General features: G+C 75.0%; 20 protein-coding genes. 6 read left to right on the forward strand and 14 right to left on the reverse strand.

Going from position 1 to position 23,980, the window contains the following annotated elements; genetic code table 11:
- Positions 1-102: 102 nt before the first annotated feature.
- The 7 genes from ACFWJ4_RS07915 to ACFWJ4_RS07945 are packed head-to-tail and all read right to left on the reverse strand — an operon-like array spanning position 103 to position 9,668.
- Positions 103-867, reverse strand: a complete 765-nt coding sequence (locus tag ACFWJ4_RS07915; RefSeq protein ID WP_380540497.1) for a methyltransferase domain-containing protein — start codon at positions 865-867, stop codon at positions 103-105.
- A 3-nt stretch (positions 868-870) separates the two neighbouring features.
- A complete protein-coding gene (locus ACFWJ4_RS07920; protein WP_380540500.1) occupies positions 871-1,629 on the reverse strand; it encodes an SDR family oxidoreductase in 759 nt (252 codons plus the stop codon).
- A 23-nt stretch (positions 1,630-1,652) separates the two neighbouring features.
- A complete protein-coding gene (locus ACFWJ4_RS07925; RefSeq protein ID WP_380540503.1) occupies positions 1,653-2,516 on the reverse strand; it encodes a TauD/TfdA family dioxygenase in 864 nt (287 codons plus the stop codon).
- A 12-nt stretch (positions 2,517-2,528) separates the two neighbouring features.
- Positions 2,529-3,803, reverse strand: a complete 1,275-nt coding sequence (locus ACFWJ4_RS07930) for an aspartate aminotransferase family protein (protein ID WP_380540700.1) — start codon at positions 3,801-3,803, stop codon at positions 2,529-2,531.
- A gap of 11 nt (positions 3,804-3,814) precedes the next feature.
- Complete coding sequence (locus tag ACFWJ4_RS07935) at positions 3,815-8,263, reverse strand: AMP-binding protein (protein ID WP_380540506.1); 4,449 nt, start codon at positions 8,261-8,263, stop codon at positions 3,815-3,817.
- On the reverse strand, positions 8,260-8,829 hold the full coding sequence (locus tag ACFWJ4_RS07940; protein WP_380540509.1) for a DUF6309 family protein: 570 nt from the start codon (positions 8,827-8,829) through the stop codon (positions 8,260-8,262). The genes ACFWJ4_RS07935 and ACFWJ4_RS07940 overlap by 4 nt, the downstream gene beginning before the upstream one ends.
- Before the next feature lie 11 nt (positions 8,830-8,840).
- Complete coding sequence (locus ACFWJ4_RS07945; RefSeq protein WP_380540512.1) at positions 8,841-9,668, reverse strand: phytanoyl-CoA dioxygenase family protein; 828 nt, start codon at positions 9,666-9,668, stop codon at positions 8,841-8,843.
- 375 nt (positions 9,669-10,043) lie between these two features.
- Between ACFWJ4_RS07945 and ACFWJ4_RS07950 the strand changes: the two genes are divergently transcribed.
- The 3 genes from ACFWJ4_RS07950 to ACFWJ4_RS07960 all read left to right on the forward strand — a co-directional run bounded on the left by ACFWJ4_RS07950 (position 10,044) and on the right by ACFWJ4_RS07960 (position 11,783).
- Positions 10,044-10,706, forward strand: coding sequence for a TetR family transcriptional regulator (locus ACFWJ4_RS07950; protein WP_380540515.1), 663 nt, complete (start codon positions 10,044-10,046; stop codon positions 10,704-10,706).
- 127 nt (positions 10,707-10,833) lie between these two features.
- Positions 10,834-11,028, forward strand: a complete 195-nt coding sequence (locus ACFWJ4_RS07955; RefSeq protein WP_359898515.1) for a DUF1918 domain-containing protein — start codon at positions 10,834-10,836, stop codon at positions 11,026-11,028.
- Positions 11,029-11,072: 44 nt separating this feature from the next.
- Complete coding sequence (locus tag ACFWJ4_RS07960) at positions 11,073-11,783, forward strand: DedA family protein (RefSeq protein WP_380540518.1); 711 nt, start codon at positions 11,073-11,075, stop codon at positions 11,781-11,783.
- A gap of 7 nt (positions 11,784-11,790) precedes the next feature.
- On the opposite strand, the gene ACFWJ4_RS07965 is transcribed toward ACFWJ4_RS07960, so the two are convergent.
- On the reverse strand, positions 11,791-12,531 hold the full coding sequence (locus ACFWJ4_RS07965) for a PIG-L deacetylase family protein (RefSeq protein WP_380540520.1): 741 nt from the start codon (positions 12,529-12,531) through the stop codon (positions 11,791-11,793).
- A 252-nt stretch (positions 12,532-12,783) separates the two neighbouring features.
- On the opposite strand from ACFWJ4_RS07965, the gene ACFWJ4_RS07970 reads away from it, so the two are divergent.
- Together ACFWJ4_RS07970 and ACFWJ4_RS07975 are read left to right on the forward strand one after the other, a co-directional pair.
- Positions 12,784-13,803 carry a zinc-binding dehydrogenase gene (locus ACFWJ4_RS07970; protein ID WP_380540523.1) on the forward strand — a complete coding sequence of 340 codons (1,020 nt, stop codon included), beginning with the start codon at positions 12,784-12,786 and terminating at the stop codon, positions 13,801-13,803.
- A gap of 16 nt (positions 13,804-13,819) precedes the next feature.
- On the forward strand, positions 13,820-14,212 hold the full coding sequence (locus tag ACFWJ4_RS07975; RefSeq protein ID WP_380540526.1) for a MerR family transcriptional regulator: 393 nt from the start codon (positions 13,820-13,822) through the stop codon (positions 14,210-14,212).
- Positions 14,213-14,239: 27 nt separating this feature from the next.
- On the opposite strand, the gene ACFWJ4_RS07980 is transcribed toward ACFWJ4_RS07975, so the two are convergent.
- The 5 genes from ACFWJ4_RS07980 to ACFWJ4_RS08000 form a co-directional block, all read right to left on the reverse strand.
- Positions 14,240-15,445 (reverse strand): MFS transporter, encoded by a 1,206-nt coding sequence (locus tag ACFWJ4_RS07980; RefSeq protein WP_380540529.1) that lies wholly within the window; start codon positions 15,443-15,445, stop codon positions 14,240-14,242.
- Positions 15,446-15,450: 5 nt separating this feature from the next.
- Positions 15,451-16,023, reverse strand: a complete 573-nt coding sequence (locus ACFWJ4_RS07985; RefSeq protein WP_380540532.1) for a GNAT family N-acetyltransferase — start codon at positions 16,021-16,023, stop codon at positions 15,451-15,453.
- Entirely contained in the window at positions 16,020-17,189 is a 1,170-nt protein-coding gene (locus tag ACFWJ4_RS07990) for a type III PLP-dependent enzyme (protein WP_380540703.1), read from the reverse strand. The genes ACFWJ4_RS07985 and ACFWJ4_RS07990 overlap by 4 nt, the downstream gene beginning before the upstream one ends.
- A 192-nt stretch (positions 17,190-17,381) precedes the next feature.
- Positions 17,382-18,695: a DUF6271 family protein gene (locus tag ACFWJ4_RS07995; RefSeq protein ID WP_380540535.1), complete on the reverse strand. Its 1,314-nt coding sequence runs from the start codon at positions 18,693-18,695 to the stop codon at positions 17,382-17,384.
- Positions 18,677-19,771 carry a phytanoyl-CoA dioxygenase family protein gene (locus ACFWJ4_RS08000; protein WP_380540538.1) on the reverse strand — a complete coding sequence of 365 codons (1,095 nt, stop codon included), beginning with the start codon at positions 19,769-19,771 and terminating at the stop codon, positions 18,677-18,679. Before ACFWJ4_RS08000 ends, ACFWJ4_RS07995 begins: the two co-directional genes overlap by 19 nt.
- A 432-nt stretch (positions 19,772-20,203) precedes the next feature.
- On the opposite strand from ACFWJ4_RS08000, the gene ACFWJ4_RS08005 reads away from it, so the two are divergent.
- Complete coding sequence (locus tag ACFWJ4_RS08005) at positions 20,204-22,165, forward strand: FUSC family protein (protein WP_380540541.1); 1,962 nt, start codon at positions 20,204-20,206, stop codon at positions 22,163-22,165.
- A 127-nt stretch (positions 22,166-22,292) separates the two neighbouring features.
- Here the strand turns inward: ACFWJ4_RS08005 and ACFWJ4_RS08010 are convergent, their stop codons facing one another.
- A complete protein-coding gene (locus ACFWJ4_RS08010) occupies positions 22,293-23,696 on the reverse strand; it encodes an amidase (RefSeq protein ID WP_380540544.1) in 1,404 nt (467 codons plus the stop codon).
- Between the last annotated feature and the right edge of the window lie 284 nt (positions 23,697-23,980).

Below are 23,980 nucleotides of genomic sequence, written 5' to 3' on the forward strand. Positions count from 1 at the left end.
TTTTTCGAAACCCCCCCGCCCCGGGGCCCCCGGGGGGGGGGCGCCCCACCCCCCCCCCCCCCACCCCGGCTCCCGTCGTCCGGCCCGCGACCGGCCGGCCGCTCAGGCCCCCGGCGCCCGGTGCCGCCACCGCACCGGGTCCACGGCCTCCGCCGCGCCCGGTGCGCCCGCCGCACCCGGTGCGGTCCGGGCCGACGGCCGGTGGGCGGCGGTGGAGAGCACCAGCAGCTCGTTCCCCCCGGGCCGGTACTCGTAGGACACCTGCTCCACCCGGCTCGGGACGCCGAGTTCGGCCAGTTCCCCGCGCAGCCGGTCCAGGCCCTGGTAGCGGACTCCCGTGTCGTACACCACGAGCGGGAAGATCCGGACCTCCCGGCGCGCCACCCGGGCGAGTTCCAGCAGGGCCGCCCGGTGGAAGTCCTCGTCCAGCCGGTTGCCGTAGGAGAACAGCAGGTGCGAGCTGAGCACCAGGTCGAAGGAGTCGTCGGCGAAGGGGAGTTCGGGCAGCGAGCCGGCCACGTAGCGCTCGGGGCGGGCGGCGATGTCGGCGCGGAAGGTGCGGGCGTTGGCGGTCCACTGGCGGATCATGTCGTCCGCGTCGGCGTACCAGGACCGGTCCCAGCCCTCGGTCTCCTTCACCAGCAGCTCGCGTTTGAACGCGGTCTCCCGCTCCACCAGCAGGCCCAGTTCCTCACGGTGTTCGGCGTACTGGAGGTCGACGGCTACGGCGTCGACACCGCGCCGCCCGGCCTCGGCGACGAAGCTCGCCGCGCCGGCCGGGCAGTCCAGGATGCGCTGCTCCAGGTCCCGCTCCCCCAGCGCGAACATCGCCCGGTACTCCGCGAAGGAGCGTGCGCTGACCAGCACGGCTCAACCCCGTCCGACGAACGGCATGGTGGTCGGCAGCACCACCAGGGACTGGATGGTGGTGTCCGGCGGCTGCGAGGCCATCAGCACCAGCGCCTCGGTGAAGCGGTCCACCGGGATGGTCGCCTCGACGGCCATGGTCCGGTCGGCCTGCATCGCGGCCGGCTGCGGGCCGCCGTCCACCGGGGTGACGTTGCCGACGTCGATCTGCCCGCAGGAGATGCCGTACGGCCGGCCGTCCAGGGCGAGCACCTTGGTGAGACCGAGGACGGCGTGCTTGGCGGCGGTGTACGCGATCGAGTTGGGGCGCGGCACGTAGGCCGAGGGCGCGCCGTTGTTGATGATCCGTCCGCCCTGCGGGGACTGGGTGCTCATCACCCGGAAGGCCTCGCGGGCGCAGAGGAATCCGCCGGTGACGATGGTGTCCAGCACCCGGTTCCAGTCCTCGAACGGGGTCTCGGCGATCGGCCGGCGCGGGGCGGCGGCGCCCGCGTTGTTGAACAGCAGGTCCAGCCGGCCGTACCGGTCGAGGACGGTGTCGAAGAGCCGGGCTACCTCCTCCGGGCTGCGGATGTCGGTCGGGACGGGCAGCACCCGGTCGGCGGCCGGACCGGCCAGGGCCGCGGTCCCCTCCAGCGCGTCCTTGCGGCGCCCGGCGACGACCACGGTCCAGCCGGCCGCCAGCAGGGCCAGCGCCGAGGCCCGGCCCAGCCCGCTGCCCCCGCCGGTGACGATCGCCACCCGTCCGTGCGGTGCGGTCACCGCACCGCGATCTCCTCCGGTGGTCACGGCGCCCACTCCTCCCCCTCGTTCACCCAGACCCGCAGCATCCGCCGGGAGTACGGCCCGGGCTCGTCGACGAACGGCGAACGCCCGTGCAGCACCCGGCTGTTGCGGATGATCAGCAGGTCCCCGGCGGCCATCGGCAGCCCGAAGGCGATCTCCGGCCGGTAGAGCACCTCGTCCAGCACGCCGAGCGCCTCCCACTGATGGTCCGTCAGTTCCGGTCCGCCGCGGTCGGGCGAGGAACGGACGGTGCGGGTCTGGTAGTAGCAGCCGACCGTCCCGTCCTTGCGGTCGTACAGGATGGGGGTGACCACCACCTGCGGGCCGGCCCGGCCGCTGCGCTCGAAGGTCCACTCCTCGCGGAGCGTGGCCAGCGCGTCGGGCCGCTCCCGCTGGATCAGGTCGTGCACGTGCCGGGCGCTCGCCAGCTTGGTCAGCCCGCCGCCGTCGAAGGCGGGCCGCAGGCACAGCAGGACCAGCAGGTCGCAGGTGTCGCAGTGGAAGCCGAGTTCGGTGTTGCCGTCGCCGTCCTGGTCGTGCAGCACCGAGGTGAGGTCGCCGCGCCCGTTCTGCGGGACGATCCGGCCGAAGTCCCGCAGCAGGAAGGAGAGCACCTCGGTGATCTCCTGCTCCGGGCGGGCCGGGTCCACCAGGCCGCTCACATGGGTGATGCCGACCGAGTCGGCGGCGTTCCGGACGAACTCCCGCAGCCGGGCCCGCACCTCCCCGGCCGCGTCCCACCGCCCGGCCCGCGCGTCGGCCCAGAGCAGCCGCCGCTCCTGCTCCCCCAGCGGGAGCGACCAGAGCTCCCGCCGGGCGTCCAACTCCAGGCTGCTCCAGCCGATTTCGGTCACCGCATCCATGTCCTCTCCTCCCTACCGGCCGCCGGCCGCAACGGCCTTCGCCCACAACTCCAGGCCCTCGTCGATCTGTTCGGCCGTGACGACCAGCGCGGGGATCATCCGGACCACGTTGAGGTGGATCCCGCACAGCAACAGCAGCAGCCCGTGCTCGGCCGCGGCCTGCTGGGCGCGCCGGGCCGCCTCCGGGTCCGGCGTGCCGTCGGGACGGCAGAACTCGCTGGCGGCCATCAGCCCGAGCCCGCGGACGTCGGCGATCCCGGGCGTCCCGGCGGCCACCGCCCGCAGCCCGGCCAGCAGCCGGACGCCCTGCTCGGCCGCGTTCTCGACCAGCCGCTCCTCGCGCAGCACGTCCAGGGTCGCCAGCGCGGCGGCGCAGGCCACCGGGTTGCCGCCGTAGGTGCCGCCCTGCGAGCCCGGCCAGGCGCGCCCCATCAGCTCGGTGGACGCGGCGATCGCGGACAGCGGGAAGCCGCTGGCCAGCCCCTTGGCGGTGATCAGGACGTCGGGACGGACGCCGGCCCCGTCCGGGTGGGCGCTCTCGTGCTCGTGGGCCCAGAACCGGCCGGTACGGCCGAAGCCGGTCTGCACCTCGTCCACCACCAGCAGGATGCCGTGCCGGTCGGCCCGCTCGCGCAGCCCGGCCAGGAAGCCGGGCGGGGCCGGGACGTAGCCGCCCTCGCCGAGCACCGGCTCGACGAACACGGCGGCCGTCTCGGCGGGCGCGGAGACGGTGGCGAGCACCTCGTCCAGTCCGCGCAGGGCGTGCGCGACCGCCTCGTCCTCGGACAGGCCCAGCCGGAACGCGGCCGGGAAGGGCGCCACCGCGACCCCGGGCATCAGCGGGCCGATACCGGCCCGGAACCGGGTGCCGGCCGTGGTCAGCGAGGCCGCGCCCATGGTCCGACCGTGGAAGGAGCCCTCGAAGACGATCACGTTCTGCCGTCCGGTGGCGTGCCGGGCGAGCCGCAGCGCGGCCTCCACCGCCTCGGTGCCGGCGGTGGCGTAGAACAGCGAGTCCAGGCCGGGCGGCAGCACCTCGCCGAGCCGCTCGGTGAGCGTGAGGAGCTGGTCGTGCAGCACGGTGGTGTACTGCCCGTGGATCAGCCGGCCGGCCTGCTCCCGGACGGCCTCGACCACCTTCGGGTGACAGTGGCCGGTGCTGGTCACCCCCACTCCGGAGGTGAAGTCGAGGTAGCTGCGGCCTGCGGCGTCGTAGAGGTGGAGTCCTTCGCCGCGTACGGCGACGACCGGGGTGGCCTGCTTGAGCACCGGGGAGAGCTGGGACACGGGGCCTGCCTTCACGGGTTGGTCCTGCCTTCACGGATGTCGTCACGACGTCGGTCGCGACGTTCGTCACGGATGTCGTCACGGATGTCGTCACGGGTGGGTGGGATCGGGCCGGCGCCCGGCAGGTAGCCGGCCTCGGCGGCCCAGGTGAGCGCGGCCGACCACCACTGCGGGGTCGGCGCGGCGAAGCGCACGCCCAGCCGGTCGAGCACCGCGGTGGTGTACGCGCTGTCCACCAGCACCCGGCGTTCCTCCTGCGCCGCCCACGCGGCGGCCACCCGGACGGCCGTCGGGTGGCGGCGCTCGGCCCGGGCCAGGGCGGCCGCGAAGCCCTCCTCGTCGGTGAGCCGCACGGGGTGGCCGTGCCCGGCCAGCCACCGCACCAGCTCGTCGTGCGGGACGGCGTGCGGCGTCTCCACGTGGTACGCGCCGGGCGCGGCGTACGGGTCGAGGGCGATCGCGGCGATCCCGGCGGCCACCGTGTCCACGTACGAGAACGCGAAGGCGGTGTCCGGCCGGCTCGGCGCGGCGCCGGCCAGCAGGTAGCCGCGGATCAGCTGGTAGATCCGGTTGTCGCCGGCGTTGGCCTGGAACGCGCCGGTCCGGCTGTGCGCCGCGATGTGGCCGCTGCGGTGCAGGTGGGCGGTGTGCCCGCGGGCGGCCCAGGCCCGGACGGCCTGCTCGGCCCGGTACTTGGTCCGCTCGTACGGGGTGCGGAAGTACTGGCCGATCTCCAGGTCCGCCTCGCTGAAGCGGCGCGGCGGGCCGTCGACGCCGCCGGAGACGGCGAGCGTGGAGACGTGGTGGAGCCGGGCGTCCGGCGCGTTCTCCCCGAGCCAGTCGAGCAGCCGCCGCACCGCCGTGTGGTTGGTGCGCTCCAGCTCGTCGGGCGAGGCCACCAGCCGGACGTCCGCCGCCGCGTGCACCACCAGGTGGGCGCCCCGGGCGAGTTCCAGCCCGGCCGGGGAGAGGCCGAGGCCGTCCCGGTCGATGTCCCCGGCGAGCGCGCGGACGGGGCCGGCCGCCCCGGCACCGAGCCGCTTCAGCGCCTCGGCGTCGTCCGCGGCCCGCACCAGGCAGGTGACCTCGGCCCCGCGTCGGAGGAAGGCCTCCAGCAGGTGCCGCCCGAGGTAGCCGGTGGCGCCGGTGAGCAGCACCCGGGCGGGTTCGCCCACCCTCGCCCGGGCCGCCGGGGCGACGCCGGGGTGCAGCAGCTGGCCGGAGGTGGACAGCGGCGCCCGGACGACCGGTGCGGCCTCCGGGGCCCGCGCCTCGGCCGCCACCGCCCGGGCGAACCGCCCGGTGATCCGCTCGGCGGCGGAGTGCGGCAGGCCGGGCCGCCCGTACACCAGGTCGGCGACCAGCCGCTGCTCCACCACCCTTGCGGTGAGGCGCAGTTCGTACAGCGGGTCGCCCCCGGTACAGCGGGCCGTCCCGGCCTGTTCGGCGGCGACCGTCCAGTCCAGCGCGGGCTCCTCGGGCAGCCGGAAGGTGCCGAGGAAGTTGAAGCCGACGGCGGGACGCCCGCCGGGCGCGTCCATCGGCCGGACGGAGGCCTCGCGCAGCCGCCGCGCCACGGTGTCCGGGGCGGCCCCGGCGTCCAGAGCGACGTGCTTGACGGCGGTGAACCAGCCGACGGTGTCCAGGAATTCGCCCTCGTCGCCGACCGCGTCCCGGCCGTGGGTCTCGACCTCCACCGCGAGCCGGGGACGGCCGCTGTCGCCGGTGACGGCCCCGGCGAAGGCGGCCAGCAGCACGGCCTCCAGCCCGGACCCGGCGCCGTGCCGGGCGATCAGCCGGGCGGTGGCCGCCGGGTCGAGCGCCCAGCTGAGCGCACCGGGCTCCTGGACCTCTCCGACGGCGGCCTCCCCGACGACGGGCTCCCCGACCGCGGGCTCCCCGACCGCGACCTCCCCGACCGCGGGCTCCCCGGCCTCCCCGGCGACCGGCTCGACGGCGGGAGACGCGGCCGCCGCCCAGGCGTAGAAGTCCGCCGTCGGCGGCAGATCGGCCGGCTTCCGGTCGAGCACCGCCCGGTACGCGTGCGCCAGGTCGTCCAGCAGGATCCGCCAGGACAGCCCGTCGACCACCAGGTGGTGCGCGATCAGCGCGAGCCGGTCGTCGGTGCCGGGCGGACCGGTGAACAGGTGGGCGCGCAGCAGCCGGCCGGCCGCCGGGTCGAGGCTGCGGTGGAGTTCGGTGCAGACCCCGGCGACGGTGTCGGCGATCTCCCCGGCCGCACGTGGGATCCGGGAACAGGAGACCGGGTCGAGGCCGGCCACCTCCCGGAGCTCGCCGCAGCCGTCGGGGGTGACCGGGCGGCGCAGCGCCGGGTGCCGCTCCAGGACGGCCGCGACGGCCGCCGAGAGCGCCTCCGGGTCGACGGCGGTGCGGCAGCGCAGCAGCACGGACTGGTTCCAGTGCCGCGGCTCCCGCAGCGACCGCTGCCGGTACAACCAGCGCTGCGCCGGGGCGAGTCGGTAGCCGCCGGCGTCACCGCGCGGGGCGGGGACGGACGGCACGGCCGGGACGGCGACCGCCGCCAGGCCCTCGGCCGTCGGGTGCCGGTAGAAGTCCTCGTAGGCGACCCGCAGGCCGGAGCGCCGCAGGAAGGCGATGGTGCGCATGGCGAGGATGGAGTCCCCGCCGAGGGCGAGCACGTCGGCGCGCGGCCCGACCGCGGGCAGGCCGAGGGCGCCCGCCCAGAACCGGGCGATCTCCCCGGCCGGGCCGCTCCCGGCGGTGCCGCTGGACTCCGCCCGGGCCTCGACCAGTTCGGCCGCCAGCTCGGCCAGCCGCTGTCGGTCGAGCTTGCCGTTCGGCCCGACCGGGAACTGCGGCAGCACCAGGATCGGCTGCGGCACGGAGTAGCCGGGCAGCCGGTCCCGCAGGTACGCGCGCAGGTCCTCCAGCGTCTCCTCCCCCGCCGACCCCGCCGACCCCGCCGACTCCGTCGGCCCTGCTGTCCCCTTCGGCCCCTTCGGCCCCTCCGAGCCGCCGACGCCTCCCGACAGCCGGACGACGCCGATCAGTTGGTTGCCGAGTGCGGTCTCCCGCAGCAGCGCCGCCGAGCGGGCGACGCCGGGGTGGCCGTCCATCGCCCGCTCGACCTCGGCGAGGTCCACCCGGTAGCCGCGGACCTTCACCTGGCGGTCCACCCGGCCCAGGAAGACCAGGTCACCGTCCGCCCGCCGGCGGCACAGGTCCCCGGTGCGGTAGACGAGTTGGCCGTCGTGCCGGACGAAGCCGCGTGCGGTCTCGGCCGGCCGCCCGTAGTAGCCGGCGGTCACGCCCCGGCCCCCGATGAGCAGTTCGCCGACCGTGCCGTCCGGCACCGCCCGGCCGGCGCCGTCCACCACGGTCAGCAGCACCTCGCCGATCCCGGTGCCGATCGGTACGGTCGGCTCCTCGGCGGGCAGTTGGCCGGCGGAGGCGACGAGCAGGCAGGTGGCGCCGACGGTGGTCTCGGTCGGGCCGTAGTGGTTGGCCAGCCGCACGGTGGTGCCCCGGTCGAGCAGGGCGGCGGCCAGCGGACGGGGCAGCGGCTCGCCGCCGAGCAGCACGGTGTGCAGCGGCGGGGAGTCGGCCGGACGGCCCTCCAGCAGGGCGGTCAGGTGCGAGGGGGTGGTCTTCAGCACGTCCACCCGGGCCCGCCGCAGCGAGGCCCAGAAGGCCTCCGGGTCGCGCACCTCGCGGTCCGGCACGAGGTGCACCGAGCCGCCGGTGGCCAGGGCGAGCAGCCAGGCGGTGTGGCCGAGGTCGGCGGCCAGGGTGGTGACGTGCGCGGCGCACGGGGCGTCGGCCTCGGTGAGGCCGAGCCGCCCGGCCAGCGCCCGGGCGTAGTGCACGGCGTTGGCGTGGGTGACGGCCACCGCCTTGGGCTCGCCGCTGGACCCGGAGGTGAAGGAGAGGTAGGCGAGGTCCTCGCCCCGTACCTCGACGGTCGCCGACCGCGGCCCCGGCAGCGCCTCGACGGTCGGCGCCTCGGCGTCCTCGGCGCCCGGCGCCTCCGCGCGCTCGACGCCCGGCGTCCGCCCGGCCCCGACGTCCACCACCTCCCCGCCGAGCCCGCCCTCGGTGGCCAGCACCCGGGCCACCCGCACGGACGCCAGCCGCCGGGCCAGGTCGGCCGCCGACCAGTCCGGATCGGCCAGCACGGCCGCCGCGCCCGAGCGCAGCACCCCGTACAGCAGCACCAGCATCCGGGCGTCCCGGGGCCCGACCAGGGCGACCCGGTCGCCCCGGCCGGTGCCGGCGGCGGCCAGCCTGGCGGCGATCCGGCCGGCCGCGGCGTCGACCGTGCGGTAGTCGAAGCTGCGGACCCCGTCGCCCAGGGCGGGCCGGTCGGGGTGGGCCCGGGCGAGGTGCGCGAGCAGTTCGGGCAGCGAGCGGGCACCGCGGACGGGGTCGGCCGCGTGGCCGCGGGACGCGGAGCGGAGGTGCTGCGTCGCGGGGGTCACGCCGAATCGCCCCCCGTCCGGCCCGCCCGGGCCGGCCCGGCGACCACCCCCGGGTCGCCCACCAGGTACCCGTCGAGCAGCGCCCGCTCGGGCAGCCGGCCGGCCAACTCCCAAGCCAGCATGCGGTGCAGGCCGTCGAGGTGGATCAGCCCGGACCGGACCGCGAGGTCCCCGTAGTCGGAGTGGTCGACCGGCGCGGTGCTGAGGAAGACGGGCGTGAACGGTGCCCACCGCAGCAGCCGCAGCTTGGCCGCGCAGACCGGGTTGGCGACGGCCCAGGCGGCTCCGCCGGCGCGGACCCGCTCGGCCGCCTCGGCCACCGTCAGCCCGGAGCGCGGCACCGTTTCGAGTTCCCCGCCCTCACTGAGGTGCCAGGGCAGCACGACGCCCAGGACGTCCGCCCGGGCGAGCCGGATCCGCCACCAGCCGCCGGGGATGCGGTCGGCACGTTCGAGGTTCTCCTCGCCGTACATGTTGCTGTTCGCCTCGTGGGCCCGCTCCACCGGGTGGTCCCGCAGGTAGGCGTCGTGGACCTCGGGGAAGGCGACGGCGGTGACGATCTCCACGGCAGTGCTCCTCAGACGGTTCCGGTGTACTCGGTGCGGGCGTGTTCGCCGGCGGTGTACTCGGTGAAGTGCCGCTCGGCGAACAGCTCGGGCCACTGGCCGTCGGCCAGGTCCAGTTCGCGGGCCCGGGCGAGCATCTGCCGCCAATAGGGCTTCACCGGGCGCCAGCGCGCCCCCACCTGGCAGTAGGAGGCGTCGACGAAGTACCGGGGGTGGCCCGGTCCTTCGGGCGCCGGTCTGCGGGTGTGGAACAGCGCCGAGTTGAGCAGCACCGTCGAGCCGGGCGGCAGCCGGTCGAGGACCACCTCGCCGGGCAGCTCCGCGGTGCCGTGGTGGGCGAAGGCGGACTTGCCGACGGTGCGCAGGTGCGAGCCGGGCAGCACGGCCAGGCTGCCGACCCGCTCGTCCAGTCCGCCGAGGTAGTGCAGCGCGTGGACCATCAGCAGCGACGGGTCGGAGCGGTCGTTGGGCTCGCAGTCGTGGTGCCAGGCCTTGCCCGGGATCCCCGGGTCCTGACGGTCGCTGTGCAGGTGGTGGAAGACGAAGTCCGGCCCGAGCAGGCGGGTCAGGGTGCGCAGCAGCGGTGGGTGGGTGAGGAGTTCGCCGTGGGCGGGCAGTTCCAGTTCCAGCAGCGGGGGCGGTCCGTGGCGTAAGGGGTCGGCGCACGCGGCGATCGACCGGGCCCGCAGGCCCTCGTCCACCCACCGGTCGACCTCGGGGGCGAGCCGTTCGCGCAGCGCTTCCGGCAGCAGGCCGGGCAGGACCAGGTACCCGGACTCCAGGAACTGGCGGCGGTGCTCGGTGTCGAGGGCCTCACGCCCTCCGGAGTGCAGCGTCACCGAACCGATCCCCTCCTTCCGTCGGGCGGGCACACACAGGGTCGTGACGCCACAGGACGTGGCGCGGGCAGTGGAGGCACACGGTGTCGTCCAGACCTCGGGTGGCGGCGGTGCGTCCGTCACAGGCGTCTCGGCCGCCACAGCTGAATCGCGATCACCACGAAGAGGCATGCGTTGATCACGCAAAGTAGTCCGCCCCAGGAGTATGAACCTGTCATCGCGTCCACGACAAGGCCTATACCAGCTCGTGGACACCTTCCCGCCACCGTGCCGTTCAGCTCCGGCCACCAGTCGGCTCCCGTCCCACGGGGAACTCCGGGCCGTTCGCGCCCCGGTGATTCGCCGCCGTCACGGCGGATGCGGCACAGTGAGGTCATGAGCGACAGGAGTCACCCCGCCCCCGGACCGGTCAGGCGCCGCCCGGTCCAGCAGCGCAGCCTGGAGCGGTACGGCCGCATCCTGGACGCCTGCGCCGGGCTGCTGGACGAGGTCGGGGCGACCGCGCTCACCACCAAGGAAGTCGCCCAGCGCGCCCAGGTGCCGATCGGCACCCTCTACCAGTTCTTCGCCGGCAAGGAGGACCTGCTGGCCGCGCTCGCCACCCGCAACCTCGACCACTACCTCCAGCGCCTGGACGCCCGGCTGGCCGCCGCCGCGCCGGTCGGCCCCGCCCTCTTCACCGACCTGGCCGTGGAGGAGTTCGTGGCGATGAAGCGCGCGGTGCCGGGCTTCGGCCAGCTGGACTTCGGCCTGGCGGGCCCGGCCGTCCCCACCGGCGTCCAGGACGACCTGCACCTGCTGGACGCGGGCGTGGACAACAACACCGCCGTCGCGCTGCGGCTCCAGGCGCTCGGCGGCGAACTGTTCCGGACGGGCGACCCGTCGGCCACCACGCTGGCCCTGCGGGTGGCCCTGGAGGCCGCCGACGCGGTGCTCAAGCTGGCCTTCCGGGAGGCGCCCGACGGCGATCCGGCGCTGATCGCCGAGTGCAAGCGGTTGGTCCGCGGCTACCTCGCGCAACAGTCCTCCGCCCGCTGACGCAGGACCCCGCGCCCCTCGCGCGCCCCGTCCGCCCGAGGCGTTGCGCGCCCGCCGCACCCGCAGCACAGTGGATAGCGGGAACGGCCGTGGAGGCGGCCGGGCACACGACCCGAGGGAGCAGACCATGCAGGCAGCGGTAGGTGACCAGCTCCACATCCACAGCAGGTCGGTGGGCATGGTGGACCAGAAGGGCGAGATCGTCGAGGTGCGCGGCACCGACGGACAGCCGCCGTACATGGTCCGGTTCGAGGACGGCCACGAGGGTCTGATCTACCCGGGCCCCGACTGCAACATCGAGCGTCGCGAGGCGAACCTCTGACCGACACCCCCGTCACCCCGCCCCGCGCGAGGTGGTGAGGAGCGGTGTCCGCTCCCACGACCCCGCTGCCCGGGGCACTCGCCGGGCTCGCGCCACTGCTGGACCACTACGGGTACCTCGCGGTGGCGCTGCTCGTGCTGCTCGACAACTGCGGCATCCCGGTGCCCGGGCAGACCGTGCTGGTGCTGGCCTCGGTGTACGCCGGCGCCGGACACCTCGACTTCGCCGCCGTCCTGCTGGTCGCGACCGGCGCCGCCGCGCTCGGCAACAGCCTCGGCTACCTGATCGGCCGCACCGGCGGCCGCGCCTTCGTCCACCGCTGGGGCCGCTACGTGCTGCTCACCCCGGCCCGGATGGACCGCGCCGAGGACTTCTTCGCCCGGCACGGCGGCAAGGTGGTCACGGTCGCCCGCTTCGTGGACGGGCTGCGCCAGTACAACGGGATCATCGCCGGGACCACGGAGATGCCCTGGCGCCGGTTCCTGCCGTTCAACCTGCTGGGCGCGGTGCTGTGGACGGCGGTCTGGGGCACCTTCGGCTACCTCGCCGGGGCCAACATCGGCGCGGTGTACCGCACGGCGCTGCGCTACCAGGTCTGGTTCGCGGTCGGGCTGGGCGTGCTGGTCGCCGCCGTCCTGCTCCGGCAGGTGCTGCGCCACCGGCGCCGGCGCCGCACGGGCGCCGGCACCGGCATCGACACGGGCTCCGGCACAGGAACAGGAACAGGCACCGACACCGGCACCGGGCCCGAGTAGCCGCGGGTCAGCGCAGCGGGAACACCTCGAACGGCACCGCGAAGCGCGTCCCCAGCCGGCTGCCCGCGCCCCGGCCGAAGCCCTCCAGGAACTCCCGCGGCTCCGCCATCGCCCCGCCCAGCCCGGCCAGGTACGCCTTGTGCTCCTCCAGCGAGGCGACGCCCCGGTCGAAGTGCGCGGTGGTGTCCACCGCGTGCCCGGCGTCCGGCGAGGCCACCGCCCAGATCTGCCGCACGCCGTTCCACGGCTCGTGGCCCTCGGCCAGCAGCTCGCGGAACACCCAGCGGTTCCCGGCGTCCCGGACCCCGTCCAGGGTGGCCCGGCCGACCGCGATGTGGTCCGCCTGGTTGAGGAACTGCCCGCCGTAGGTGTCCCGGAAGTTGCTGGTGATCACGATGTCCGGCCGGTGCCTGCGCACCACCCGGGCGATGTCCCGGCGCAGCGGCAGCCCGTACTCCACGACCCCGTCCGGGTGTCCGAGGAACTCGACGGTGTCGACGCCGACCACGCGCGCCGAGGCGATCTGCTCGGCCTCGCGCAGCGGGCCGCACTCGGCCGGGTCCAGCGAGTCGATGCCCGCCTCGCCGCTGGTGACCATCGCATAGACGACCTTCTTGCCCTGCGAGGTCCAGCGGGCGACGGCCGCGGCCCCGCCGTACTCCATGTCGTCGGGGTGGGCGACGATCGCCAGCGCGGTCTGCCAGTCCTCGTCGACGGGCTCGAAGGGCTCGGGGGCCTGCTCGGTCATGCTGCTCGTTCCTCTCGGTGCGGCTCGCGGTCGTACGGACGCACCACAGTCGCACGGCCGTACCACCCGTGACTCTAGAAGACCGGCTTCCCCCACGCCCCGTCGGACACCGCCGACCCGTCGGACACTGCCGACCCGTCAGACACCGCCGCCCCCGGTCGGCTTGCCCCTGACGCAAGCGTCAGGGGTTAGCGTCCGGGCGTCCCGCGGCGGCACCGGCCGCCGCCCCCTCCTGCTCCGAGGAGCGCCGCCATGGCCCTGCCCACCACCGCCCGCGTCGTCCGGCTGACCTCCGCTCCGGCCGGGCTGCCGACCCCCGGGGACTTCACCGTCACGGAGGAGCCGCTGGCGGCGCCCGGCCCCGGGGACGTGCTCGTCCGCAACCGGGCCTTCCTGGTCTTCCCCGGCCTGCGCACGCTGATCGGCGGCGCGGGCTCCGGCCTGCCGGTGCCGCACATCGCCGTGGGGGACGCGCTGTTCGGACCGGCCCTCGGCGAGGTGCTGGCCGCACCGCAGGACGGACCGCTGCGCCCGGGCGACCTGGTCACCCACCCGCACGGCTGGCGGGACCACGCGCTCGCGCAGGCCGCGCAGTTCACCCCCGTCCCGTCGGACTTCCCGGACCCGCTCGCCCTGGTCTCCGCCGCCTCGGCCGGCTACGGCGGGCTGACCCGCTCCGCCGGGGTGCGCCCGGGCGACGTGGTGCTGGTGACCGGTGCGGCCGGCGCGGTCGGCACGGTGGCCGGGCAAATCGCCCGGCTGCTCGGCGCCGCCCGGGTGATCGGCACCACCCGCTCCCCCGCCAAGGCGCGGCGGCTGACCGCCGAACTCGGCTACGACGCGGTGCTGGTGCCCGGCGGGCGGCCGTTCGCCGAACAGCTGGCCGGGGCCGCGCCGGACGGCGTCGACGTCGTGCTGGACCTGGTCGGCGGCGAGCAGCTCACCGCCGCCGTCGACGCGGCCCGGCGCGGCGCACGGTTCGCCCTGGTCGGCGCGCTGGCCGGCCAGCTCGCTCCGGAGCGCCCGGGCGGCGACGGCCCGGTGGTGATCGACGGCTTCCGGGTCGTCACCCTCGGCCTGACCCTGCGCGGTTTCACGGTGCTCGACCACCCGGACCTGGAGGCCGAGTGGCGGGAGCGCCTGGCCGGCTGGCTGCGCGCCGGAGAGATCACCTTCCCCCGGACGTCGGTGGCGGGCATCTCCCGGGCCGCCGCGGCGTTGACCGGACTGTTCACCGGCGACACCTTCGGGACGACCGTCGTGGAACTCTGACGACCAGGGAGCGGGCATGCGGATCGGGGACGCGGCGGCAGCGGCGGGCACCACACCCAGGGCACTGCGCTTCTACGAACAGCGCGGCCTCCTCCCCCCGCCCGCCCGCTCCGCCTCCGGCCAGCGCGAGTACGGACCGGCCGAGGTCGCCCGGGTCCGGGTGATCCGCCAACTCCTCGCCATGGGGCTGACGGTGGAGGACCTGGCCGGCCGCGCCCACCGGCTCGACCTGCTCGCCCAGGACCCGCCGGTCCGCTGCTCCGAGACCCCCGGCCCCGACACCTTCGCCCCCGTCGTCCACGCCCGCCTGGCCACCCTGGACGCCGAGATCGCCCGCCTCACGGCCCTGCGCGGCAGGCTCGCCCACCACATCGCCACCGGCGGCTCGGACGTACCGGCCGGGCGCTGACGGGGCCCGGGCGGGTGTGCGGGAGGGTCAGCTCAGGTCGGCGGCGAGCAGAGGATCGGCGGGAGCGGCGGAGGTGTCCTGGCCGGGCCAGCGGATCCGGGTGGCGCAGAGGGAGACGACGGCCGCCGAGGCGGCGACGGCGGCCATGCCCCAGAGCAGGCTGGTGGCACCGGCGACGAAGCCGATCACGGCGGGGCCGGCCAGCAGGCCGGTGGTGCCCATGGCGGCGACCAGCGAGAGGGCGTCGGCGCCCTGCCTGGCGGCGGCGACGTAGACGCACGGGGTCACCGCGGCCACGCCGAGGCCGACGCAGGCGAAGCCGAGCAGGGTCGGGACCACGCCGCCGACCGCCAGGGCCAGGGCGAGTCCGAGGCCGGCCAGCAGGCTGCCGGTGCGCACGATCCGGCCGTCGCCGAAGCGGGTGCGCCAGCCGTCCGCGAAGATCCGGGCGCAGACCATCATCACCGAGACCACCGCGATGCCCATCGGGGCGAGCCCCGCGCCGGCGTGCACGTAGTCCTTGAGGTAGAGCGCCGACCAGTCGTTCATGGCGCCCTCGGTGACGGTGCCGAACATCATCGCCAGGCCCATCCAGAGGGTCGCGACGGTCGGCAGCACGAAGCCGCGGCGCCGCTTCCTCTCCTCCGGTTCGGCGGCTGAGGCCGGCCGGTCCGCCAGCAGCCCCGGCCGGGCCGCCACGACCAGCACCGCGAGCAGCGCGGCGGCCACCCCGAAGTGCACCGCCAGGGTGCCGGTGACGGAGGTGACGCCCGAGGCCAGCAGGGCGGCGAGCAGCGAACCGGCGCTGAAGGTGGCGTGCAGCCGGGACATCGTGGCCCGCTCGAAGCGGGCCTCCAGCGCGGCGCCCTGGGCGTTCATCGCGACGTTCAGGCAGCCGACCGCGACGCCGTCGAGGAACAGCACCAGCAGCATCACGGGGTAGTTCGGCACCACCGACAGGGCGAGCAGGATCACGCCGAGGGCGAGCGCGGACAGCACCGAGAGCAGGCGGGAGCCGAGCCGCCGGGTCAGCACCGCGACCAGGGGGAAGGACACCGCCGCGCCGATTCCGCAGGTCATCAGCAGCAGGCCGATCCGGGCCTCGCCCAGATCGAGCCGGGCCTTGAGCGCGGGCACCCGGGAGACCCAGGTCGCGTACTGGAATCCGAGGACGAAGAACAGGGCGCCGATGGCCACTTGGGACCGGCGGAAGTCGTCGCGAACGGGGGACATCGGTATCAGCCCACTTCGGCTCTGGAGTACGGCCCGCGGATCGCGGTGGAATGCGGCAGCGGCCGGACCGGCGCGGCGTCCAGCGGCATCGCCATGTAGACCGCCCGGGTGCCGTAGCTCTCGGGCAGGTCGATCTCGGGCCGGGCGCGGTAGCCCAGCGGGGTCCACAGCACGTGCGAACCGCGGACGGCGACCAGCGAGGCGCTCCGGTAGCCGGCCGTCCGGGCGGTGTGCTCCAGGTGCCGCAGCAGCCGCAGGGACAGGCCCCGGCCGCGCAGGTCCTCGGAGATCACCAGGTCGTGGGCGTGCATGTTGGTCGGCCGCTCGCCCGCGTCGGCCCCGTCCTCGCCGCGGCCGAGGTCCGGGCAGCGGAACAGCGGGTACGGCAGGGCGAGCAGGTAGCCGCCGAGGCCGCCCGGGTGCTCCAGCACGAAGCAGGTGTCCGGCGAGGCCCGGTGCCGGGAGCGCAGCGCCTCGCGGCCCTCGGACAGGCCGCTGGCGGCGTAGGCGCGCTCCTCCAGCGCGACCACGGCGTCCCAGTCCTCCTCCCGGAGCAGCCGGATGCGGTACTCGCTCATCTCTCTCCTCCCTCGCGGCGCCCGCCGATGCAGCTGTACGGCAGCGGCGCGAAGCCGTTGAACCCCTGGGTGGCGTAGGCGGTGGCGTACGCGCCGCAGGAGTGGATCCAGACCGGTTCGCCGGAGCCGATCGCGCGCGGGACGCGCACCAGGCCGCCCTCCTGGGCGTACGCGTCGTCGCTGTCGCAGGTCGGGCCGGCCACCACGGCGTTGACGAACTGACCGCCCGGGTGGGTGGGGAACTCCAGCCGGTACTGGAGCTGGTCCATCTCGTACAGGCCGTTGAACTTGCCGCAGCTGAGGTAGAGCCAGTCCTCCCGGGTGCCGTCGGGGCGGTGGCGGGAGGTGAGCCGGGAGACGTGCGCGCGGATCGCGCCGTGGTCGGCGACCAGGTGCCGCCCCGGCTCCAGCAGGAACTCCAGCGGCCCGGCGTTGACGGCGCTCAGCCGCTCCATGCCCTCGCGGATCACCGCGAACATCTTGTCCAGCGGCGGGTCGAGCGGGCGTCCGCCGCGGTCGAGGACGCCGAGGGCGGGCAGGCCGCCGCCGAGGTTGATCCGGGTCGGGGTGATGCCGCGCCAATTGAGCGCCTCCAGTACGGCGGCCAGCGACTCCACGGCGGCGCTCCAGGCCTCGGCGGTCATCTGTTGGGAGCCGACGTGCACCGACAGTCCGGACGGCACGAGCCCGGCGGTGCGGGCGGCGTCGAGCACCCGCAGCGCGTCCTCGGGCGAGCAGCCGAACTTGTGACTCAGGCCCCACAGCGCGCCCTCGCCGGTGGTCGCGATGCGGCAGAACACCCTTGCGCCGGGAGCGTGTTCGGCGATCGCCGCGACGTCCTCCAGGCTGTCGGTGGCGAAGTCCCGCACGCCCAACCGGTGGGCCTCGGCGATGTTGCGGTCGGACTTGACGGTGTTGCCGTAGTGGACCAGTTCGGGCGGCACGCCGGTGCGCAGCGCCTGGGCGATCTCCTGCGGGCTCGCCGCGTCGAAGCCCGAACCGAGGGCGGCGAGGTGGTCCAGCACCTCGTCCACCGGGCAGGCCTTCATCGCGAAGCGGACGGCCACGCCGGGCAGTTCGGCGCAGAGCGCGGCGTACTGGCGGCCGATGCCGTCGAGGTCGTAGATGATCCGGTCGTCGGTGGCGGCGGCGAGTGCGGCGCGCAGCGCGGTGCGGTCGTGCTCGTCGGCGCGGCGCGTCTCGGTGTGCACCGCGGAGACGGCCGGGGCGCGGTGGGCGGGCGGGTGGGCGGCGCTGTGGCCGCCGGCGCGGCCGCCGGGGTGGCCGGCGGCAAGGCTGGCGGCGTGGCCGGTGGCATGGCTGGTGGTCTGGCGTATCACGTGGAGTTCCCCGTCCGGCTAGCGTGGCCGCCGGTCGACGGGGGTGGCCCTGCTCGCCCGCACCAGCGGGCCCCACGCGTCGATCAGCGCTGCGAAGTCCTCGATGTCCGTCTGCGCCTCGTCGAGCAGGCGTGCCCGCAGGGGCGCCAGGTGGTCCGCGAACTCGGCGTACTTTCCGCCGAGGCGTCGGTAGCAGCGGTCGAGTTCGGCGAGCCTGCGGTGGTTCTCCGCGCGGTCCGTCGCGGCGCTGCGACGGGCGGATTCGGCGATCGGTTCGGGGCGGACGCGGTGCTGTTCGTCCAGCAGGGCGCCGCCGGCCGCCTCCATCTCGGAGTAGACCGGGTAGAGGTAGAGCATGGAGAGCAGGAACTTGGCGTAGCGCAGCTGGTAGGCGGTGAAGCCGGGGCCGGTGCGCCGTTCCGGGGTGTGGTAGTTGACGATGTGGCGGTTGTGGGTGACGCCCGGCAGGGTCGCGTCGCGCACCAGGTGGTGCAGGAAGTAGTCGCTGCCGATGGTGTCGGTGGCGGGCGGCAGCGGCACCCGTTCGTAGACCTCGTGGTGGAGGCCGATGTTGCACATGTCGATGTGCCAGATGTCGGGCAGGTCGAGCACCGCCCGGTCGGCGGTGAAGGGCTCGGTGCCGCCTCCGGTGAAGGACTCGGCGACGAGTTCGCGCTTCTCCTCCTCGCTCGCGCCGGTGGGCGCCCAGAGCGCGACCACGTCGTGGTGGACCTCGGGGTCGAGTTCACGGATCTCGCCGACGTCGACGGAGAGTTCACCGACGAAGGAGGCGCCGACCAGTGCGACCGGCTTGTCCGCGTGCGCCGCGTCGAGGGTGTACTCGGTGACGGCGGCGGCCGCGTCGGCGGCCTTCAGCCCGAGCGTGGCCAGCTCGTGCTCGATCGGGAACACCGGTTCGCCGTCGAGCAGTTGGTAGCGGCTGTCGGAGTCCCGGCGGTGCACCGACTCGCAGCCGAGCGCGGCGGCCAGCAGGAACGCCCGGTTGGTGCAGGCGCCGTAGGAGACGGCGTCGGGCAGCATCAGGCGCAGCAGCCGGTCCGGGTCGACCGCTCCGGAGCGGTCGATCACCTCGCGCAGGAAGGCGCGCTGGGCGTCCTCGTCCAGGTGGTGGACGACCACGCCGTCGACGGCCGGCAGGCCGGCGAGGGCCCCGGCGTGCCGGGCACGGTCCGCGGGCTCGGCGGAGTCCAGCACCAGCAGGTGCACCCGGACGCCGAACCGCCGTACGGCGTGGGCGGCTTCGGCGCCGATCGCGGTGATGGTGTCCGCGCACGCGCGGTTGGTGGGCAGGGTCAGGCAGACGTCGCGCATTCCCGCTCCCCCGTGTCCCCGCATTCGTCGAACGGCTTGCCGCTCCAGGAGCGCAGGCCGAGCAACTTCTCCCCCAGCTCGTTGAGTTCGGCGGTTCCGTAGCGCTGCGCCTCGGGCCGGTCGGCGTCGCCGACCAGCGTGCGGTTCCAGTCCGGCGTGCCGAGCGTGCGCCAGGACTCCACCCGGGAGCGGCGCAGCTTCTCGGACTCCTCCAGCGCGGGCATCATCGACAGGTACTGCACCGCGCGCACACCGCCCGCGGAGGTGTTGGGCGCCACCCCGTGGGCGAGCAGGCCGTTCCAGATCAGCAGGTCACCGGCCTCCAACTCGGGCCGTACGACCGGGAACTCGGCGCGGTCGACGTCCGGGCGGATCGGGTCGCGGTCGGCCGGCTGGGCGGCCCGCCACTCGTCGAAGCGGCGGAACAGCTCCGGGTCGCACTGGAAGCCGCCGTGGTCGGGGGCGGTGTCGTTGAGCGCGATGATGCCCTGGACGCGCTGCGGCAGCATGTCCCGGGTGGTGTCGACGTCCCAGTGCAGCTCGATGTCGAAGCCGCGGTCGGTGGGCTCGATCAGCGCGCGGTCGCGGTTGCGGACGTTCGGCGGGTTGAGGTTGAGCCGGTCGAGGGTGACCCAGAGCTCCTCGCAGTCCCACACGTCCACGAAGGCGTCGTAGACGCGCTGCGACTGGCGGCTGTCCCAGATGAGCTGGTGGTGGTAGGCCTCGACGAAGCCGTAGACGTGCAGGTGCCGGTCGAGTTCGTCGCGGTACTCGCGCTCGCGGTACCAGTCCTCGGGGCGGTCCGGCGACAGGCCCTGGAACTCCCAGGCGAAGTCGAGCAGTCGGCGCGCGGCCCCGGCCGGGATCGCCTGCTTCACCACCACGTAGCCGTAGGTCCGCCAGAACGCGTGGTCCTCCTCCGAGAGCACCCGCAGCGGGTGCTTCTTGCGGACCTCGCGCAGCGCGGTCGGGGCGAGGTAGCTCTCGGTGTCGGCACTGAAGTAGGGGCGCTGCGACGCGGCCCGGTACAGGTATTCCCCGTCGGGTCCGTCGGGGTGTTCGGCAGGGCTCGGCATGGGCAGTCACTCCATGGTTCGTAGTCGACGCAGCGCTTCCTCGCGGGCTCGATGCGGGCACGGCGAGTCGACGGCCGGCCACCGGCCGCAACAGGAATTCGAGTGCGGCCCGGAGGGCCGTCCGCATACGGTCCTTCTCGCCCCGGCCCGCGGGCGCGGAACAGCGCCACGTCAGGGGGCCAACTCTCCCGCCCGGCAAGGCACCTCACCCCGCATCAGCCTTTGCCGAACCGCGCTCCCCATACGTTGGACTAGACCAACTAATGGTGTCAACCCTTTCCTGCGGGTTACCGATTGGGAAATCAACGCAGCTCACGACGCCTCTCGGGGTTCGCTTTATGTTTCGGAGACTGACATAAGAGCGGGTATGTTTCTGGAATTGACATATTCGCGCGCACAGTGAACCGGTCGGGCCGGCCGTACGTTGGGCTCATGGCACCCGCGCTGACGGCTCCCCCGTGGCTGACCGAGGGTCTGCGGCCCCGGGCCGCGCCCGTCCCCTGGGCCGCGGTCGCCCGCGCGTCCGTCGCCCTCTCCGCCCCGCTCGCGGTGGGAACCGCCACCGGACGGCCCGCCTACGGCGCGCTGGTGTCGATGGGCGCGCTGTCCGGAGTCATCGGGGACACCGCCGACGCGTACCGGATGCGGGTCTACAACATCGCCGTGCCCCAGCTGTTCGGCGCCCTGGGGATGCTGCTCGGCACCCTGGTGTTCGGCGCCGGCTGGACGGCCGTCGCGACGGTGACCGTCGTCGCGCTGGTCTCCGGCATGATCTCCTCGATCGGCGCCGTCGCCTCCGTCTCCGGGCTGCTCCTGCTGCTCAACGCGGTCGTCGGGGCGGGGCTGCCACTGCCCTCCCCCTGGTGGCTGCCGCCCGCCCTGCTGCTGCTCGGCGGCCTGGTGGTGCTCGCCCTGACCCTGCTCGCCTGGCCGCTGCGCGTGGGCGTCCCCGAACGGGCGGTGGTGGCCGGCACCTACCGGGCGGTCGCCGACCTGTTGGAGGCGGCCGGCACTCCGGAGTACGACGGACGCCGCCGCGAACTCACCCGGTCGCTCAACCAGTCCTACGACCTGCTGCTCGCCCGCCGGGCCCGCCGGCACGGCCGCTCACCCACCCTGGTACGGCTGCTCGCCCAGCTCAACGCGGTGATCCCGGTGGTCGAGGCGGCCTCGGCGGCCCAGCTGCGCCCGCCCGAGTTCGGCCCGCTGGCCGCCGGCTACCCGGCCGCCGTGCGCGCACTGGCCGACGCCGTCGAGCAGAACCGCACCGGCCCGCCCCCGCCGCTCGGCCTGCCGGTCCCGGCCGGCCCGTCCACCCGCGCGCTGGTCCAGGCGATCGGGCACGCCGCCGTCGTCGTGCACGAGGCCGCACCCGACCCGTACGCCACCGGCGACCGGCTGGGCCGCCCCGCCGGGATCGAGGTCCGGGCCCGGCGGGCGACCAGGGCACTGCTGCTGTCCGGCGCGTCCTGGCGGTACGGGCTGCGACTGGCACTGTGCATCGGGCTGGCACAGGTGCTGGTCTCGGTGATCGCGGTGCCCCGCTCGTACTGGGTGACGCTGACCGTGACCTTCGTGATGAAGCCCGACTTCGGCTCGGTGTTCTCCCGCGCGGTGCTGCGCGCGCTCGGCACCGCCGCCGGGCTGCTGATCGCCGTCCCGGTCCTGGCCGAGGTGCCGCACGGCTGGTGGGACGTCCCGGTGACGGCGGCACTGGCGGCCCTGATCCCGGCCCTGTCCGCCAAGGGGTACGCCTTCCAGACCGCGGCCATCACCCCGGTGATCCTGCTGCTCTCCGACCTGCTCAACCACCAGGGCTTCCACCTGGTGCCGCCCCGGCTCTACGACTCGCTGATCGGCTGCGGCATCGCGCTGCTGGTCGGCTACCTGCTGTGGCCGGACTCCTGGCACACCCGGATCGGCGACCGGCTCGCCGACGCCGTCCAGGACACCGCCTCGTACGTGTCGCTGGCCCTCGCCACCGCGCCCGGACGGGACGAACCGGCCCGCGCCCGCTACCGGCGCCGCCTCTACCGGGACCTGTCCACCGTGCGCAGCGAGTTCCAGCGGGCGCTCACCGAGCCGCCGCCGGTCGGCACCCGGGCGGAGGCCTGTTGGCCGGTGGTGATCGCGGTCGAGCGGATCGTGGACACCACCACCGCCACCCGGGTGCGGATCGAGCACGGCGCTCCGGTGCCGACCGCCGCCGAGGTCGCCACCGTCACCCGGGAGCTGACCGGCCTGGCCGAGGCGCTGCGCACCGGTGGGCCGCCGCCGGGGGCGGAGCCGGACGCGCTGGCGCCGGACTGCGCGCTGGCCCGGCTCCACCACGAGGTGCGCGCCGCCCGGTCGGTGGTCGCGCCGATGCCCCGAACCCCCGCGCCGGCGCCCTGAGCGCGGCCGGTCCCGGAGCCGCAGCGTCCGGTCCCGGAGCCGCAGCATCCGGTCCCGGCCCCTCGGCGTTCGATCCCGACCCGCGGGTTCGGTCCCGGGTCCGCCGGGTGCGCCCCGCCCGCCGGTTTCAGTCCTGGATCCGCCGCCAGGGCCGGTCCGCCTCCAGCGCGAAGGCCAGCTCCAGCAGCAGCCGCTCCTGCCCGTGCGCCGCCGACAGGTGCACCCCGACCGGGAGCCCGCCGGGCTCGGAGCCCGCCGGCAGCGCGATGCCCGGGCCGCCGGTCACGTTGTTGACCGGGGTGAAGGCGACGTAGCGCATCAGCCGGTCCATCAGCTCGTCGAAGTCCACGTTCGGGCTCAGGTAGCCGATCGGCGGGGCGGTGTGGGCGAGCACCGGGGAGAGGATCACGTCGTGGTCGCGGAAGATCCGCGCGTACACGCCCTCGGCCCGGCGCAGCCGCCGCAGCACTCCGGGGGTCTGCGGGAACTCCGCCTGGAACCGGCGGCGCAGTCCGGTGGTCAGGCCGTCCAGCTTCCCGGCCCGGAAGCTCGGGTCGATCAGCAGCCGGCCGGTGGCGGCGATGGCCCAGGCGATGTAGCCCCAGTAGCTGACGAAGTCGCGGGAGAACTCCTCGCCGAAGGGCAGTGCGGTCGGCTCGACCAGGTGGCCCATCGCCTCCAGCCGGGCGGCGGTCTCCTCGACCACCTGCCGGGTCGGCCCGTCGGTCTTGGCGATCGGCGAGTCCACCACCAGGCCGATCCGCAGCCGCCGGTCGCCCGGCCCCTCGACCAGGCCGAGCGGGGGCAGCCCGGGGTTGCCGCGGTGCCGCTCGGCGGCGGCGAAGAAGGCGGCGGTGTCGCGCACCGAGCGGGTCAGCACGCCGTCGGTGACCAGGTCGATCGGCAGTTTGCCGCTCTGGGCATTGGTGACCAGTCGGCCCCGGGTGGGCTTGAGCCCGACCAGCCCGCAGCAGGCCGCCGGGATGCGGATCGAGCCGCCGCCGTCGTTGGCGTGCGCGATCGGCACCACGCCGGCGGCCACCAGGGCCGCCGAGCCGCCCGAGGACGCGCCGGGCGAGTGCGAGGGCTTCCAGGGGTTGCGCACCGGCTGGGCGGTGGCGAACTCGGTGGAGGCGTTGAGGCCGAACTCGGGCAGTCTGGTCTTGCCGAGGACGGCCAGGCCGGTGGAGAGGAACTGGTCGGTGAAGCGCGCGTTGCGGCGGGCCGGGCGGGCGCGGTAGGCCTCGCTGCCCATCGCGGTCGGCAGGCCGCGCAGGTCCACGTTGTCCTTGAGGTAGGTCGGTACGCCCCAGAGCGGACCGCCGATCCCCTCCCGGCTGATCCGCGGTTTGTCGTACGAAGCATGGGCGACGGGCAGCAGCGTGCCGTCCACCCGCGCGGCCCGGTCGGCGGCCGCGCCGACCAGTTCCCTCGGGTTGACCGCGCCGGCCCGGACCAGCGCGGCGAGCGCCACCGCGTCGTGGGCGCCCAGGGCGTCGTCGGCGAACGCGTGGACCCGCTCGTCGGTCATCCGAACTCCCCACTCCCTGCCGGACGTTCCACCGTCCGGCGATCGCACCGGTTGGTCGTACCTGCCCGGTTCTACTGACCGGTAATCTCGCAGGGCTTCGAGTGTAGGCACGACCGGCGGCCGTCGCCCGACCGGGGTCGGCCCTAACGGGTAAACGCTCCATCAAATCTTCGAGGGCGCACGACCGTTCGGCCCGCGCCCCCGCGTTCACCCCGTCCGCCCGTCCACGATCGTTTCGCCGCACGCCGCCGGGAAAGATCACGTTCGCGATTCGTCCCGGTCCT

Origin of the sequence: Kitasatospora sp. NPDC127067 (assembly GCF_042724755.1) — a bacterium.
Lineage (GTDB): Bacteria > Actinomycetota > Actinomycetes > Streptomycetales > Streptomycetaceae > Kitasatospora > Kitasatospora lactacystinica.